Below are 16,681 nucleotides of genomic sequence, written 5' to 3'. Positions count from 1 at the left end.
TTAAATTTTAATCAACATAATAAGGGTTTGCAATATAAAAAAAATCCGCTATACCAATATATAGCGGATCTTAAATATAACTCTAAAAGTATTATGCGTCTATATTTGCATATACTGCATTTTTCTCTATAAACTCTCTACGTGGTGGCACTTCATCTCCCATTAACATCGAAAAAACCCTATCTGCTTCTGCAAGATTATCAATAGTAACCTTACGCATAGTTCTAAACTCTGGGTTCATTGTAGTATCCCATAATTGTTCGGCATTCATTTCCCCAAGACCTTTATATCTTTGTATTTTAGAACTTTCTCCAAACTCTTTCATTATCATATCTCGTTGATCATCATTCCATGCATATTGCTTCTTTGCTCCTTTTTTAACCAAATAAAGTGGTGGAGCTGCTATATATATATGCCCTGCTTCGATCAACTCTTTCATATAACGGAAAAAGAAAGTCAAAATTAATGTTGAAATATGACTACCGTCGACATCGGCATCACACATAATAACTACTTTATGATATCTTAATTTTGACAGGTTTAATGCTTTACTATCTTCTTCTGTACCAATAGTTACTCCTAGTGCAGTAAAAATATTTTTGATTTCTTCGTTTTCAAAAACTTTATGATGCATTGCCTTTTCTACGTTCAATATTTTTCCTCGTAATGGCAGAATTGCTTGAAACATACGATCACGACCTTGTTTTGCAGTTCCTCCTGCCGAATCTCCCTCGACTAAAAACACTTCGCATAATGCTGGATCTTGTTCTGAACAGTCTGAAAGCTTACCTGGCAGCCCTCCAATACTCATTACAGATTTACGCTGCACCATTTCTCTCGCTTTTTTAGCGGCATGACGTGCTTGGGCTGCAAGAATTACTTTCTGAACAATTATTTTTGCATCATTAGGGTTTTCTTCTAAATAATTTTCCAACATTTCAGAAACCGCTTGTGATACAGCTGAAGTAACCTCTCTATTTCCTAATTTAGTTTTTGTTTGTCCTTCGAATTGCGGTTCTTGAACTTTTACTGAAATAATAGCAGTCAATCCTTCTCTAAAATCATCTCCCGCTATTTCAAACTTCAGCTTATCTAGCATTCCTGAAGCATCTGCATACTTTTTAAGTGTAGAAGTAAGACCTCTTCTAAATCCAGAAAGATGAGTTCCTCCTTCATGTGTATTGATGTTGTTGACATAAGAATGAAGATTCTCTGCATACGAATCATTATAAATCATAGCTACTTCTACAGGAATATCATTTTTCTCTCCCTCCATAGAGATTACATCTCCTATAATAGGGCTTCGACTTGCATCTAAAAACTTAACAAATTCTTTTAAACCTTCTTCAGAATGAAAAATTTCTTCAACATCGTTCCCTTCCTTATCTTTATTACGCTTATCAGTTAGCTTAATAGTGATTCCTTTATTAAGGTATGACAGTTCGCGCATACGACTTGCCAAAGTATCGTAATTATACTCTAAGGTTTGTTGAAAAATAGTTGGATCTGGTCTAAAGGTAACTACAGTACCTCTAAAATCGGTTTCTCCTGTAGATTTTACAGGATATAAAGGTTTTCCTTTTTCATATTCTTGTTCCCAAACTTTACCATCCCTATGCACATAAGCGTGTAAATGATCTGAAAGTGCATTTACACAGGATACACCAACACCATGTAATCCACCTGAAACCTTATAAGAATCTTTATCAAATTTACCACCAGCACCAATCTTTGTCATTACTACCTCTAAAGCAGAAACACCTTCTTTTTTATGAATTTCTACAGGGATTCCTCTACCATTATCTTTTGTAGTTATGGAATTGTCTTCATTTATAGTAACATCTATTGTATCACAATGTCCAGCAAGTGCTTCATCAATAGAGTTATCCACTACTTCATACACTAAGTGGTGCAATCCTCTTACTCCAACATCTCCAATATACATCGATGGGCGCATACGTACATGCTCCATACCTTCTAATGCTTGAATACTATCGGCGGAGTAATTATTCTTATTAGCTTCTTCGCTCATAAAATCCCTTATTAATTATTTTATTTTTTGACAACAAACAAAGATAAAAAAAGAGCAAAAGTATCAAAGGGTTTTATCAAGAAGGATTTAACGAGTTATCAACAATTAATTAAGAAATAGTACTAAGAAACAAAAAAACACTCTTAAAAACGATAAAAACCATCTTAAATCGAATTCCAAAGTATTTCTTAGTTTATAAAATATTCCTTAAATCACTCTAACCGCTTTAGAAATCGAAAAATATAAATAACAAACCTTTTCTAATGATAAATACCCGCCACAAGTCTAAAGAAAAGAATATCAGCTTAGTTTGTTATTACCATAATTTACAACAAAATCAACAAGTAACTTATAATAGATAGTAGGTTAACAAGTTTAAGCCAGCGAACAATAATATTCTTTAAAATTAATAACCTCGGAGCAAGCTCACGAGGTATGCTTTCGAAAATATATTTTGTTTTCGAGGCAAGCCTCCTTTAGATATCGAAGGCACTAATAAAGAATACCCTAATGACAGAAACCCTAGCGATATCTGTGATGAAATATTTCCATATGCTTCTGAACAATCTTATTCTATAGGCGACAAAGTAACATATGATGGCTATTTTTTTACTTTACAAAATAATGAATAGAAACAAGAAGGAGAATATAGAAGCAACTGATTCCATATTTTAAAAACAAGAATATTTACTTTTTTACATAAACAAGCTACAATTAATCTTTGTAGCTTGTTTATGATTTCATCTTTATGGAATAAAACCCTGAATATATAATACAGGGATTTTATACTTAATTCTATTAACTCATATTTCTGGTTTTCTATCTAATAAGCTTCTTCATGTACATTAGTAACCGCTCTCCCACTAGGGTCATTCATGTTCTTAAAAGCCTCATCCCATTCTAATGCTATTTTTGTACTACATGCCACTGATGGTTCTTGAGGAACACATAAAGCTGCAGTATCACTAGGGAAATGTTCTTCAAAAATAGAGCGATAATAAAACTCTTCTTTATTTTGAGGTGTTTGAATAGGGAATCTAAAATGAGCATTAGCCATTTGTTCGTCTGTAACCTCTATATCTACCACTTCTTTTAAGGTATCTATCCAACTATAGCCTACTCCATCAGAAAACTGCTCTTTTTGTCTCCAAGCCACACTTTCTGGCAAATAAGACTCAAAAGCTTTTCGAATAACCCATTTTTCCATTCTTTCGCCATTAATCATTTTATCTTGAGGGTTAATACGCATTGCTACATCCATAAATTCTTTATCCAAAAATGGCACTCTACCTTCTATCCCCCATGCTGCAAGTGATTTATTTGCCCGCAAGCAATCATACATATGGAGTTTACTAAGTTTACGCACCGTTTCTTCATGAAATTCCTTTGCATTTGGTGCCTTATGAAAATACAGATAGCCTCCGAAAATTTCATCTGCTCCTTCTCCAGACAATACCATTTTTACTCCCATAGATTTAATAACTCTTGCCATTAAATACATTGGTGTAGATGCTCTAATAGTAGTTATATCATAGGTTTCTAAATTATATACGACATCTTTTATAGCGTCTAAACCTTCTTGAATAGTAAATTTAATTTCATGATGCACTGTTCCAATATGATCTGCTACTTTTTGAGCTGCTTCTAAATCAGGAGAACCTTCTAATCCTACTGAAAAAGAATGCAATTTTGGCCACCATGCATCTTTTGTATCTCCAGATTCTATTCGTTTTTCTGCATATTTTTTTGCAATAGCAGAAGTAACAGAAGAATCTAGACCACCAGACAACAACACCCCGTAAGGAACGTCGGACATCAACTGCCTATGAACTGCAGCTTCCAAAGCATCTCTAACCTCATCAATACTAGTTTGATTATCTTTTACAGCATCATAATCTACCCAATCTCTTACATACCATTTTTTAAATTCTCCATCTATACTACTCAAATAATGTCCTGGAGGAAACAATTCTATTTTAGTACAAACTCCCTCTAAAGCTTTTAATTCCGAAGCTACATAAAAAGTTCCGTTTTGATCCCACCCTATATATAAAGGGATAATCCCCATATGATCTCTAGCGATAAAATACGTATCCTTTTCGACATCATATAATGCAAATGCAAAAATACCATTTAAATCATCTAAGAATTCTACTCCTTTTTCTTGGTATAACGCTAAAATCACTTCACAATCTGATTCTGTTTGAAAATCATACACCCCTTCAAATTGCTTTCGTAGTTTTCTATGATTATAAATCTCTCCGTTTGCAGCAAGCACTAATTTTTTATCCGCACTAAACAAAGGTTGTTTACCTGAAACTGGATCAACAATAGCTAATCTCTCATGTGCTAAAATCGCATTTTCATTAGAGTAAATACCACTCCAGTCTGGGCCTCTATGTCGAATTTTTTTAGACATTTCTAATAGTTGAGGCCTTAAAACCTCTACATCCTGCTTAATATCAAAAGCGCAAACAATTCCACACATATTTCTATTATTTATCTATGATTATGAAGCCAAAAATGCAATTATAACTACATAATAAAAACAATAAACACATATTAGATTACTAATTAATATCAAAAATAAAAAATAACAATAAAAACATCACTTTTAAATAACCATTCTCTTAGAGAAACATCAAACTGTTACCTATATCAATTTAGTACTCAAAACATTTAACAGAATTTATAGACTTGATTAACATTTCTCTTGTAAGTTCACTAATATCTTTACATTTATAATTAAAAATTAAATTCACGTTATGAAAAAATCACTCTTATTAATGGTTGTAATGTTTCTAGGCACTTTATCTTCTATAAATGCTCAAAAATTTGCAGAACTACAAAAAAGTCCTACTGATATTTCTTATGCAAAAAAAGAAAGAGCTGCAAAACCAAAAATTAAAGTAATATATAGTCGTCCTCAAAAAAAGGGGCGTAAAATCTTTGGTAATCTAGCTGCATTTGATAAAGTATGGAGAACAGGTGCTGATGAAGCTACCGAAATAAAATTCTTTGAGGATGTCAAAATGGGAGATAAAAGCATAAAAGCAGGAACATACTCTTTATTTACTATTCCTGGAGAAAAAGAATGGACTATTATTATAAACTCTGATTTGGATAGTTGGGGAGCTTATACGTATGATGAGAAGAAAGATGTTGCAAGAATTAAAGTACCAGTTGCAAACGGTGAAGAATTAGAGGTTTTTTCTATTACATTTAATAAAGTAGACAAAGGCTACCATATGATCATGGGATGGGATACTACACGTATAGAAGTTCCTTTTTACTTATAATTTTATAAAAAAATAGCTTGAAAATTTAATTTTCAAGCTATTTTTTCCTCAACTTTGCTATTAGTATCCTGAAAGATATAATAACATATTCCTTCCTTTTTTTTTACCTGTGGATAGCATGACCTGATGCCTCAGGCAATTCTTTTAAAAAGTCCATTACAACTTTAAAAGTTACTCTAAATTTTGTGTAAAATAGCCCCATATATTCTTTTTTTAATAATTAATAATAAAAGTTTACATAAATATAATATCTATATAACTGATTTTCAATGTTTTTTATACATTTTAGACATAAACTAAGGTTTTCTCGATGATAGGCACAAAAACCTCATTTACAAACTGTTAGTTATTCGTCTTATTGTCATTTTATAGAAGAAAAATAGGATAATCCCTTTAATTCTTTTACAAATACGTAACAAAATTTTATATTTTGTCTGTATCTTTTTTTAAATTGTCCCTCAACAACTTTAAAAAATATTATTATCTACGGATTGCATCACTACAAGCCGATGGTAATTGTTTCAAAAACACTTTTAATGCTTTAATATCAATAACCATAATACCGTAAAATAGTCTCATAATGTTTTGATTTATATTTTGTTATACAAAGATAATATGCAATTGAGCTAGTCTAAAAAAATTAACATTCATAAAAGTAAATTTTCGATATAAATAACACTAAAAACGCCATAATCATTATTTCAAAGGTTTTCATCTACAAGTAAAAAGAAAATTCCTACGGTAAAAGATTAGTTTTTAGGGGTTTTCTCCCCCTTTTTAATTTTATAACTTCTCTCAAAAAATACTATTATCATTAAAAAGTAGACAAATAGGGTTAGAATTCTCATGTACAACTTAAATACATATCATATAATAGAAATTTATTGTAACTTAAAACTACTTCAAGCTCTGACGCCAAAACTACCGTATGCTTTTTAGCTTAACATAATAATGTTATTATGAACTAGGAAAATTTCAGTTTTTATTGTGTTCTTAACTTTAAAGCAAGTTTATTAAGCAATTCAATACTGTTTTCTTTTATTTTTTTAACATAAAAAAGACCATTTAGCTAATGCTAAATGGTCTTTTTTAGATTTTTTAATAGTAGTGTATCTAACTTCTCTAGTTCTATTATGTATTATCTACGCATAGCATAAAGAGAAGCTCCTGGTAATTCTTTTAAAAAATTAATAAAAGATTTAAAGTTTAACCCAGAAATGAAGTATGAATTTCTCATAATTGTTTTATTTTAAGTTAGTTATGTAAAAATAGAAACAATTAACATTTATTTAAAGTTAATTAATATATAAATTTTAGGTTTTCGACATAAATACAAAATAAATATGCTGAAATACTTCCATAAGCTTAAAAAATAAAATAATAGTAGTCTTTTTCCTTCTATTTAAAAATTCAAAAAAACAAAAACCTTTGTCTTAAGATGGTTTCTACGTAATAAATTAGATTGCAAATACTTGTATAAACAACTAAAAAATCTTGTAAGTCACTAAATTTTAAAATATTATGGGATATTTAAGTACTTATGTGTTTGGAGAGAAACTTTCCATTTTGGATTTTTCATAACATAATCTACTATTAAAGGAATTATTTTTTCACGAACACTCCATTCAGGCTGAAGGTACAACACACAATTCTCTGAAACCTCAGAAGCCTGCTCTTCTGCAAAAACAAAATCATTGTTATTATATATAATACATTTTAACTCATCTGCTTTTTCATAAATTTCTTGTTGTGGAAGTTTTATTTTTTTAGGTGAAAGACAAATCCAATCCCATATTCCTGTTAATGGATAAGCTCCTGAAGTTTCGATATGTGTTTTAGCGCCTTTACTCTTAAGTCCTTCTGTTAACAATGTCATATCCCATGTAAGAGGCTCTCCTCCAGTAACTACAATCACATCACTATATTTTAATGCATTGCTTACTATTAAATCTGTATCTGTAGGGGGATGTAAATCTGCATTCCAACTTTCTTTTACATCACACCAGTGGCACCCTACATCACATCCTCCTATTCTTATAAAATACGCTGCTGTTCCTTTATGAAATCCTTCTCCTTGAATGGTATAAAACTCTTCCATTAAAGGAAGCATCTTACCAATATTAACCAATTTTTGTACTCTCTCTTGCATAAGAATGCAAAGGTAAATAATAAATACAACCGATAATACAATAGTTCGGATAAAAAAGGTATAGATCATCCAGTAGCTATATTTTTAACTTACAAACGCATATAATCTACAGATCCCTGATCTCTAAATGAAATTACTAAATTATCTAAAAATGAAGTTTAATCTATTTTTTATATTTCTGGAAATTCGATAAATAAAAAATATTTCTACGAAGCACAAGACTCCTTATACCAAGACTCTAGTGGAAATTTTTCTATTAGAGTTTGTAGCTCTGCTCTGGTAATAGGTTTTACCAAATACCCTGTAAGCTCACCAATTTGCTTAGCTCTATTTAAATCCTCTGGATTTTTTGAGGAAGTAAGTAAGTAAATAAAAATTTTCTTTTCTAAAGAAGGTTTTAAGTATTGAAATTCTTTTAAAAATTGCCATCCATCCATGAATGGCATATTAATATCTAACAAAATGATATCGGGCAACTCATCTAATAACCCTAAATTAGTTCGTAGATAATTAATACCTTCTTCCCCATCCTTAAATAATTTAACCCTAATCGAGGAATCAATATTTGCTATACATCGAGAAATTATAAATTGAAATATCTCATCATCGTCTACTAAAGAAAGTACCATATCCTTCTTATTTAAATTAAAATATTATAGTAAAAATTGTCCCCTCATTAATTTTACTTTCCACTTCTATTCTTGCTCCTAATGACTCTAATATTGTTTTTGTAATGAACAGTCCCATTCCTCTTCCAGAGACCCCTTTATGAAATCTCTTATGAAACTTAAATATTTCATGATTATATCTATTCAAATTTATACCTAGTCCATTGTCTTTTATAGTAATGATTTTTTTGTTGTTCTTAAATGAAGACCTTATATAAATATAGGAATTATTTTTTAAATTCCTATATTTTATAGCATTAGATATTAAGTTTTGTAGTACAATTTTCAAATAATCCCGAGAAAATTGCACCTCATTCCATTCGACAAACTCTTGAGTAACATGAATCGAATTACTTAGTAAAGTATCTTTATGTATATTTAAAACACTATTGACTATTTCATTCAAATCTAATCGTTCTATTTTTGGTTTATCATTGTTAAGTATCTCTACATATGTAAACAAATCATCTACTAATAAATTAATATTAGAAGTTACAGTTGTTAGTTTAGGAAATAAGACTTTAGCCTCATCATAAGTTGTGCTAGAGACTAAAATAGATATTAATGCAGAAATACTTGTAGCAGGAGCTCTAAGGTTATGAGCTACCATATTATTATATCCTTTAAGTTGGTAATTACGAATTTCTAACTTTTTATTTATGCTTTTTAGTTCTCTTAAATATTCCTTTTTTGCTTTTTTACTTTTTAATCTAAGTAACACAAAGCAAAACAAAAAAATAATAACCAGTATATTAAAAACTAAAACTGCAAATAGTAATTTATTTAGTTTTTTCTGTATTAATTCATATGGGATTTGATTAATCAACAACCAATTATTAGATGTTTCTATATCTGAATTTTTATATTGAAAAACAGGAAGATTTGCTAGCTCTACCTTAAAATTAAATTGAATTTTAACCCATAAGTCCTTATCTTTTACAAACGAAGTGTCTGTTTCTTTTTTTAGAATATTCCAAACCTTTGGATGCATGGAGGCAAAATTACTTTTTTCTTGATTTGGTATTATATGAGAAAAATCTTTCTTTTTATCTTTCGTTGCTAAATAATTTCCTTTATTATCTATTAATGTAAAAGAATAATCATCATCATTTTTTAAAATCTCTAAAAGTTTTTGTGCATTAAAATTTATAATAACAATTCCCAACCTTTTGTTTTCTGAATCAAATATGGGGGCACTACCTCTTATTGTTGGAGAGTATGGTATTTCTAAAATATTGTTTTCAACATTTAAGTTAAGGGGGGATAGGTAAATCTGTCCTTTTTTAAGCTGGTTTGTATTTTGAAAATATTTGCTATAACTTTTATCTTGTAAAATTGCCTCTCTTAAAACATTGCCTTTTTCACTTCTATTAAGTCTAAAAACTTCCTGCCCCATATTATCTATCAATCGAAATTGACTGTAGTTACTCATCCCTATCAAAAAATCTCCAAATTCTTTTCCTAATCCTCCATTCATTTTAGGATCAAAATCATTTTCTGAAAAATTATAGTTACTCCAATAAAACACATTTGCTATTATCGGATTCAAAAGTTCTTTTACTAGTTTTTTCTTATAATAAAGGTCTTTTTTCTGTAATGTATCTAGGTTACTATACTGCTTATCATAAGCTAACTTAACAATTAAAGAGCTTAACCCTAAAATTGGCAAATAATATATACTAAAGATAAATAGGATTTTTTTTATCAAAATATACAAGTATTAAAATCTTTATATTAATTTATTATAACTGATATAGAATTTACCTAAAATATTTTTTTTCTAGAAAACAGTTAATTATACGGTAAGTAAATTCAGAATCAAAAAAAAGAAGTTTAATCTGAAATGAAAAAATTCATTTTTACACTAACTTCAAATAGGGGTACTTAAAGGTAACCATTAATTTCCTGAATAAATATTATTAAAAAAAATAATATTTCATTATATTTTAACAAAATCAGGAGATATTTAAACAAATATTATTTTATTATCTTTTATAAGATATTAAGTAAGCTAAAAACTTTATTTCATAGTTATTTAGTTGTAACAGCTACACATTCTATTTCTATCCTAGCCCCTACTGCAAGTCCTTTTGCTGCAAAAGTTGTTCTTGCTGGTTTGTTTGGGAAATATTTTTTATACACTTCATTAAAAGCTGAAAAATCTTCGATATTTGCCAAAATCACAGTACATTTTACAACGTTTTCCATTTTCATATCATGATTTTCTAAAACCGCCTTAATATTTTCCAAAGTCTGTTTAGTTTCAGGTACTATGCCACCATCTACCAATTCCCTAACACTATGGTTCATACCTATTTGACCAGAAAGAAAATACAAATTTCCAACCTGTACAATATCGGAAAATGGAGCTTCACTTTTTTTAGACTCGTGTGTTTTATGAAAGACAACTGTATCTACAGTCTTTAAACACTTTGTTTTACAACTAGTTATAAACACAAAAAAACAACTAAGCATTACTAGTATTTTCATGAATAATATATATTTTTAAATTAGTATTATAATCTACTTTCTATTAAAAGTAGATTATAATTTCAATAAAAAAGTTAAGATCCCTATTTTTATCAAAAAAAATATGCAACTATGAATGACAATCAGGCATTTTTTGATCATATTAACAAAGGTTATATAACTAAAGGTGATTTTATAACCATGGGAGCAGCCATGTATAAAGGAGAAACTATAGCCAATGCGCATGTTAAAATCCCTTTAAAAACATTAAACCGTCATGGATTGATTGCAGGGGCTACAGGTACTGGTAAAACCAAAACCTTGCAAATCATAGCCGAAAACCTGAGTGAACAAGGAATACCTGTTCTTTTAATGGACATTAAAGGGGATCTTAGTGGGATCGCAGCAGCAAGCCCAGGGCATCCAAAGATTAATGAACGCCATGAAAAAATAGGAATTCCATTTGAAGCTAAAGGGTTTCCTGTAGAAATCCTATCTCTTTCTGATCAGGATGGTGTGCGCCTTAGAGCTACAGTTAGTGAATTTGGCCCCGTTTTACTTTCACGAATCTTAGATGTTACTACAACGCAAGCAGGTATTATTTCTATCATCTTTAAGTATTGTGATGATAATAAATTACCCTTATTAGATCTAAAAGATTTAAAAAAGGTATTACAATTTGCTACTAGAGAAGGAAAAGAGGAATTAGAAAAAGACTATGGTCGAATTTCTACAGCATCAACAGGGTCCATTTTGAGAAAAATAGTAGAACTTGAACAACAAGGAGCAGATCTGTTTTTTGGAGAAAAATCTTTTGAAGTTCAGGATTTATGTAGAATTGATGAAAATGGAAGAGGAGTTATAAATATTATTAGATTAACAGATATACAAGATAAGCCCAAGTTATTTTCTACTTTTATGCTTAGCCTTCTTGCCGAAATATATAGCACATTTCCAGAACAAGGAGACAGCGGAAGACCAGAATTAGTAATTTTCCTAGACGAAGCTCACTTAATATTCAAAGAAGCCTCTAATGCATTAATGGGACAAATAGAAAGTATCGTAAAACTAATTCGATCTAAAGGTGTAGGCTTATATTTTGTAACTCAAAACCCAACAGATATACCAGATGGAGTACTAAGTCAATTAGGGTTGAAAGTACAGCATGCACTTAGAGCATTTACTGCAAAAGATCGTAAAGCTATTAAATTAACTGCTGAAAATTACCCGATTTCAGAGTATTATGACACTAAAGAAATACTTACATCCTTAGGTATTGGAGAAGCTTTAATATCTGCTCTGGATGAAAAGGGGCGACCTACACCTCTAGCAGCAACTATGCTTCGCGCCCCAATGAGTAGAATGGATATTTTAAGCGAACAGGAACTAAAGGATCATCTAAAAAAATCAAAACTTATCCCTAAGTATAACGAAGAAATTGATAGAGAAAGTGCTTATGAACTACTAAATGATAAAATAGAAAAAGCTGAAGCTGAAGAAGCAAAGGTTGCTGCCAAAAAAGAAAGAGAAAAATTAGATAGAGGCTCCTCTAATTCTTCGTCAAGAAATAGAAGAACCAGCGCTACAGAAAAAGCAGTTATAAAAGTATTAACCAGTGCCACTTTTATAAGGGGTGCTCTGGGAGTACTTAATAAGTTATTAAAATAAATTACGTTACTAATAAAAGAAATATATAATTAGTTTATCATGATAAAAATAATTTCTCGAGTACTTTTCGTTTCGTTATTTATCGTTAGTTGTCAAAAAGAAAAACAACAAAATCCTTTTGAAATCACTAAAAACAGAATAGGATTACTAACTAATGAAATAAAAATCAAACAATTAGACTCTATTTTTGCAAAAGATTCCGTTGTAAGAATAGCTACCAATGATAAATATCTAAATAATAAAAACGAAATAGAAGTTTTTGAAAAAGGAGGTGCCAAGCTTTTAATATTAGAACCTAATAATGAAGGGGATTCAACATCTACTATAGAGAATATTCAAATAATAGACCCTAGATATAAAACAGCATCTGGATTATCCTCTAATAGTACTTTTAAAGATATTAAAGATCATTACGAAATTTCAAAAATTAACAACACCCTAAGTACAGCTGTTATATTTATAGATAGTATTCAGGCTTATTTTACTATAGATAAAAAAGAACTATCCAAAGATTTTGAGTTTACCACAGATAAAAAAATAAAAGTTGAAGATATTCCTGATTCTGCAAAGATCAAAAACTTTTGGATACACTGGAATTCTAACTAAAAGAAAGATGAGTAAAAAGTATTATATTCAAAAATCTCCGTTTATTGTTCCGACAACAGACGGAAAATTAATTGAAGAGCATTTTGGAATGACATCCAATAAGGAATCTAAAATAAGTATTGCACACATGGTTGCTCCCCCAAATTGGAGTGAGCCTTTTCAAACTCCAGAATTTGACGAGTACACTTATATCATACGAGGCAAAAAACAATTTATAATAGAGGATGAAAAAATAGTTTTAGAAGCAGGTCAATCTATTAAAATAGAAAAACACACAAAAGTTCAATATACTAATCCCTTTAATGAAGAATGCGAATATCTTGCCATTTGTCTTCCGGCGTTTACTCCGGAAACAGTACACCGTGAAAATGAATGAAAGAAAAGTTTAAAAATTATTTACCTGTTATTATTGGAAAATACATCCAATTTCTTTTCTTTTTTTACCCAAAAAAGGCGCTTCACAAAGCCTATATCTTGTTTTCTACTCCAAGAAAAGGGAAAGTATTACTGGAACAAGAATTTTTTTTGGAAGAAGCTGTAGATGAAGTTATTTTAATTGAAGATATCTATATCCAAACCTATAGATGGTCTAATATGGGAGAAACCATACTTTTAGTTCATGGATGGGAAAGCAATACACATCGTTGGAAAAACCTTATCCAGAAGCTACATAAAGAAAGATATAATATTATTGCATTTGATGCCCCTGCTCATGGTAATTCATCTGGGAAAATATTAAATATTCCTCTATACACAAAATGTCTTCAAAAAATAGTAGAATTATATCGCCCAAATCACATATTAGGGCATTCTATTGGAGCAATGACAACTATATTTCATCAATATACCTATCCAAGCATAGAAATAGAAAAATTAATAATGCTTGCTCCCCCATCAGATTTATCTAGAATAATGAAAGGGTATCAGGATATTTTAAAACTCTCTCCTAAATTCATGAAAGCGTTAAATTTATACTTCAAAGAGAAACATGGATTCTATTTTGAAGAATTTTCTGCTTCTATTTTTTCAAAAAAAATAAATAAAAAAGGCCTATTAATACATGATAAAAATGACCCTATCGCCCCTTATACCGAAGCAGAAGCTATAAGTGAAAATTGGAATGAGGTACGTTTTATTTCTACTGAAAATTATGGCCATTCGTTATTTCATGATGAAGTTGATAATATGATTATTGATTTTTTGAAAGATTAATTTTTTATAGCCACCTTTGCATTGTGGAAAACTCTAAACTTACCAGACTTAATAAATACTTAAGCGAAGTTGGCTATTGCTCTCGTCGAGAGGCGGATAAGCTAATCGATAAAGGTCGTGTAACTATTAATGGCAAAATTCCAGAAATGGGAACTAAAGTTGCGCCAGAAGATATTGTGCACGTAGATGGCGAACGTATTAATCAACCAAAAGAAGAACATGTTTATCTGGCTTTTAACAAACCTGTAGGAGTGGTTTGTACGACAGCGCAAAATGAAAAAGATAATATTGTGGATTTTATTAATTACCCTAAGCGTATTTTTCCGATCGGAAGATTAGACAAGCCTAGTGAAGGACTCATCTTTTTAACAAGCGACGGAGATATCGTTAACAAAATTCTTAGAGCAAGAAACAATCATGAAAAAGAATATTTAGTAACTGTAAACAAGCTAATAAGCCCTCTTTTTATCAAACGTATTGGTAATGGAATCCCTATACTTAATACTATAACACGCAAATGCGAAGTTGAACAAATCAGTAAATACGATTTTAGAATCATATTAACACAAGGATTAAATCGCCAAATCCGAAGAATGTGTGAATATCTGGGGTATGATGTGATTAAACTAAAAAGAATTAGGATAATGAATATTACATTGGATGTCCCTGTTGGTGAATGGAGGTATATTACAAATGAAGAATTAAAAATCCTATATTCTGATATAGGGGATTCAAGTAAAACCGAAGAGGCTTCTATATTAGAAGAACCTAAAATTAAAAAAAACAGTAATCCTTCTAAGAATTTTACTCAAAAGAATCCGAAAAAAAAAGATACCAATAAACAAAAAACTAGAGATAAAAAACGTAGAGATCGAAAAAATTAATTCTTTTGATCTTATACTAATAAAATATCCTACCAATTTATTGTTCTTTAAAATAAGCTAATCACCTTTGTTTTTTCGTTTAAAGAAAACATGATCAAGTGGTATTTTCTTTATAAACTTAACAGCTTAGTCTGGCAGAACACAACTTACTTAAATTTATCGTTTCTGAGCAGCCCAATACCACTACTATAAAAAACAAACATACTACCCAACTGTGTGTTAGATTGTAAAAAAGAAAAATAAACAAACATCTATATGTTTTTTACAATTATAAAATACATTTGATTTTGAAGCACTTAAAACGTTGCCGTACGTTGGGTTTTACTCCAGAGGTGTGACTAAATCATGTCTTTTAAAACTTTTTATTATATTTATACTAACCCTAAGACCTGTATTTACCTGTTTGTCAATGTTTTTAAAGACAAACAATCCTCAGTAACCATAAAAACTTAACTATGAAAACAAGTTTACTTTTTAATATTATCATTTTAATAGTACTAGTTAGTTGTGGTGTTCCGCAAGCCGACTTTGACAAATTAAAACAAGAAAATGAAAAGCTTAAAAATGAAATTGCAGAATGTCAGTTAACCCCTAGTCAGATTTTTGAACAAGCAAACGAATATTATGATGCATTAGAGTATCTAAAAAGTAAAGATCGACTAATTTCTCTTATAGATAAGTACCCTAACTCTAAAGAAACAAAAAAAGGTAAGGGTTTACTTAAAAAAGTAGAAAAAGAAATTATTGAAACCTCTAAAGCCCTCGAAAAAGATCAATTAAAAGAGAATAATAATGAAGATTACAAAAATGCTATTTCTAAAATGAAAAAGAAATATGATGTTGATAATGAAGTAACTTGGTACTCTGACAAATCTTCAAATTATACTAATGATCAAAATTATATTCAGACCTATATTGGTAAAAAAGAAAAAAGAAAACCATGGTTAGCTTTATCTATAAATTATTTCGCTAAAAATGATTGGCTCTTCATTCAAAGAATTGAAATAATTGTAGATGGAAAAACTTTTGAAATAGAAGAATATACTCCTGGAGAATTCAACTCAAAAGAAGAATCTGAAGGAAAAAGAGAGTGGATAGATCGAGTTATAAAGGGTTTAGATATGCCAATGATAAAAGCTATCGCTTCTGGAAAAACCATAAAGATAAAATTTGTTGGTAAAGATGATCTTGATACAAGAACAATTAGTAAACAAGAAAAAAAGGCTATTAAAAATGTTTTAGAAGCTTTTGAAGCTCTGGAAAAAGCTGAATAGTTTAATTCTTGTACCAATAAGAGTAGTTGTTACAAAAAAACTTATTTGGATAACTGAACCACTATGGACTTAAAGTCCATAGGTTCGGGCTCGTGACTTAAAGTCACACAATGGTCATTTCTCGATTATGAAATTCGTTGCATTACCATCATCTGGTCTTCGATGATGCTCCAAATACTCATTTACCATTTCATCAGTAATATTACCAGTACTCCAACAACCATATCCAATACCCCAAAAATGTCTGCCCCAATATTTATGCTTCAATTCAGGAAATTCCTCTTGAAGCTTTCTAGAACTTCTACCTTTTAATTTCTTAACTAAATCACTTACTTTTTGAGATGGACGATACTCTAAATGCATATGAACGTGATCTTTAGAAATCACTCCCTTTAAGATTTGAATATCCTCAGAATCACA

The 16,681-nt window shown here is 30.1% G+C and carries 14 protein-coding genes; 7 read left to right on the top strand and 7 right to left on the bottom strand.

Annotation, left to right across the window (positions count from 1 at the left end; all coding sequences use genetic code 11):
* Positions 1-91 precede the first annotated feature (91 nt).
* Both gyrB and asnB read right to left on the bottom strand, forming a co-directional pair.
* Positions 92-2,032: a DNA topoisomerase (ATP-hydrolyzing) subunit B gene (gene gyrB / locus H527_RS0115830; RefSeq protein ID WP_027413601.1), complete on the bottom strand. Its 1,941-nt coding sequence runs from the start codon at positions 2,030-2,032 to the stop codon at positions 92-94.
* A gap of 823 nt (positions 2,033-2,855) precedes the next feature.
* Positions 2,856-4,520, bottom strand: a complete 1,665-nt coding sequence (gene asnB, locus H527_RS0115825) for an asparagine synthase B (protein ID WP_027413600.1) — start codon at positions 4,518-4,520, stop codon at positions 2,856-2,858.
* Between the two features lie 277 nt (positions 4,521-4,797).
* Here asnB and H527_RS0115820 point away from each other — a divergent pair, with 277 nt between their 5' ends.
* Complete coding sequence (locus H527_RS0115820; protein ID WP_027413599.1) at positions 4,798-5,331, top strand: DUF2911 domain-containing protein; 534 nt, start codon at positions 4,798-4,800, stop codon at positions 5,329-5,331.
* A gap of 1,519 nt (positions 5,332-6,850) precedes the next feature.
* On the opposite strand, the gene H527_RS0115815 is transcribed toward H527_RS0115820, so the two are convergent.
* The 4 genes from H527_RS0115815 to H527_RS0115800 form a co-directional block, all read right to left on the bottom strand.
* The gene (locus H527_RS0115815; protein WP_027413598.1) at positions 6,851-7,480 is read right to left on the bottom strand and encodes a 7-carboxy-7-deazaguanine synthase QueE; all 630 of its coding nucleotides are present in this window, start codon (positions 7,478-7,480) and stop codon (positions 6,851-6,853) included.
* Positions 7,481-7,686: 206 nt separating this feature from the next.
* The gene (locus H527_RS22370; protein WP_035088416.1) at positions 7,687-8,109 is read right to left on the bottom strand and encodes a response regulator; all 423 of its coding nucleotides are present in this window, start codon (positions 8,107-8,109) and stop codon (positions 7,687-7,689) included.
* 16 nt (positions 8,110-8,125) lie between these two features.
* Positions 8,126-9,856, bottom strand: a complete 1,731-nt coding sequence (locus H527_RS0115805) for a sensor histidine kinase (RefSeq protein ID WP_155837920.1) — start codon at positions 9,854-9,856, stop codon at positions 8,126-8,128.
* 323 nt (positions 9,857-10,179) lie between these two features.
* On the bottom strand, positions 10,180-10,638 hold the full coding sequence (locus H527_RS0115800) for a RidA family protein (RefSeq protein ID WP_027413596.1): 459 nt from the start codon (positions 10,636-10,638) through the stop codon (positions 10,180-10,182).
* A gap of 111 nt (positions 10,639-10,749) precedes the next feature.
* Between H527_RS0115800 and H527_RS0115795 the strand changes: the two genes are divergently transcribed.
* From H527_RS0115795 to H527_RS0115770, 6 genes are all read left to right on the top strand, one after another.
* Positions 10,750-12,285, top strand: a complete 1,536-nt coding sequence (locus H527_RS0115795; RefSeq protein WP_027413595.1) for a helicase HerA-like domain-containing protein — start codon at positions 10,750-10,752, stop codon at positions 12,283-12,285.
* 39 nt (positions 12,286-12,324) lie between these two features.
* On the top strand, positions 12,325-12,891 hold the full coding sequence (locus H527_RS0115790; RefSeq protein ID WP_027413594.1) for a hypothetical protein: 567 nt from the start codon (positions 12,325-12,327) through the stop codon (positions 12,889-12,891).
* A 7-nt stretch (positions 12,892-12,898) separates the two neighbouring features.
* Positions 12,899-13,267, top strand: a complete 369-nt coding sequence (locus H527_RS0115785) for a cupin domain-containing protein (protein WP_027413593.1) — start codon at positions 12,899-12,901, stop codon at positions 13,265-13,267.
* Positions 13,264-14,103 (top strand): alpha/beta hydrolase, encoded by an 840-nt coding sequence (locus H527_RS0115780; protein ID WP_027413592.1) that lies wholly within the window; start codon positions 13,264-13,266, stop codon positions 14,101-14,103. The genes H527_RS0115785 and H527_RS0115780 overlap by 4 nt, the downstream gene beginning before the upstream one ends.
* Before the next feature lie 23 nt (positions 14,104-14,126).
* Complete coding sequence (rluF, locus tag H527_RS0115775; RefSeq protein ID WP_027413591.1) at positions 14,127-14,987, top strand: 23S rRNA pseudouridine(2604) synthase RluF; 861 nt, start codon at positions 14,127-14,129, stop codon at positions 14,985-14,987.
* 455 nt (positions 14,988-15,442) lie between these two features.
* The gene (locus tag H527_RS0115770; protein ID WP_027413590.1) at positions 15,443-16,261 is read left to right on the top strand and encodes a hypothetical protein; all 819 of its coding nucleotides are present in this window, start codon (positions 15,443-15,445) and stop codon (positions 16,259-16,261) included.
* A 114-nt stretch (positions 16,262-16,375) separates the two neighbouring features.
* Here the strand turns inward: H527_RS0115770 and tnpA are convergent.
* Positions 16,376-16,681: IS200/IS605 family transposase (gene tnpA, locus H527_RS0115765; protein ID WP_027413589.1), on the bottom strand; the 306-nt coding region annotated here is incomplete at its 5' end.

Origin of the sequence: Aquimarina muelleri DSM 19832 (assembly GCF_000430665.1) — a bacterium.
Classification (GTDB): Bacteria; Bacteroidota; Bacteroidia; order Flavobacteriales; family Flavobacteriaceae; genus Aquimarina; species Aquimarina muelleri.
This window is presented reverse-complemented; position numbering and strand designations above follow the sequence as displayed.

Excerpts from the sequence above, each read along its gene's own strand:
- H527_RS0115800 (WP_027413596.1), bottom strand. The coding sequence starts at position 10,638 with ATGAAAATACTAGTAATGCTTAGTTGTTTTTTTGTGTTTATAACTAGT.
- H527_RS0115785 (WP_027413593.1), top strand. The coding sequence starts at position 12,899 with ATGAGTAAAAAGTATTATATTCAAAAATCTCCGTTTATTGTTCCGACA.
- gyrB (WP_027413601.1), bottom strand. The coding sequence starts at position 2,032 with ATGAGCGAAGAAGCTAATAAGAATAATTACTCCGCCGATAGTATTCAA.
- H527_RS0115795 (WP_027413595.1), top strand. The coding sequence starts at position 10,750 with ATGAATGACAATCAGGCATTTTTTGATCATATTAACAAAGGTTATATA.
- H527_RS0115780 (WP_027413592.1), top strand. The coding sequence starts at position 13,264 with ATGAAAGAAAAGTTTAAAAATTATTTACCTGTTATTATTGGAAAATAC.
- H527_RS0115790 (WP_027413594.1), top strand. The coding sequence starts at position 12,325 with ATGATAAAAATAATTTCTCGAGTACTTTTCGTTTCGTTATTTATCGTT.
- H527_RS22370 (WP_035088416.1), bottom strand. The coding sequence starts at position 8,109 with ATGGTACTTTCTTTAGTAGACGATGATGAGATATTTCAATTTATAATT.
- H527_RS0115770 (WP_027413590.1), top strand. The coding sequence starts at position 15,443 with ATGAAAACAAGTTTACTTTTTAATATTATCATTTTAATAGTACTAGTT.
- asnB (WP_027413600.1), bottom strand. The coding sequence starts at position 4,520 with ATGTGTGGAATTGTTTGCGCTTTTGATATTAAGCAGGATGTAGAGGTT.
- H527_RS0115815 (WP_027413598.1), bottom strand. The coding sequence starts at position 7,480 with ATGCAAGAGAGAGTACAAAAATTGGTTAATATTGGTAAGATGCTTCCT.
- H527_RS0115820 (WP_027413599.1), top strand. The coding sequence starts at position 4,798 with ATGAAAAAATCACTCTTATTAATGGTTGTAATGTTTCTAGGCACTTTA.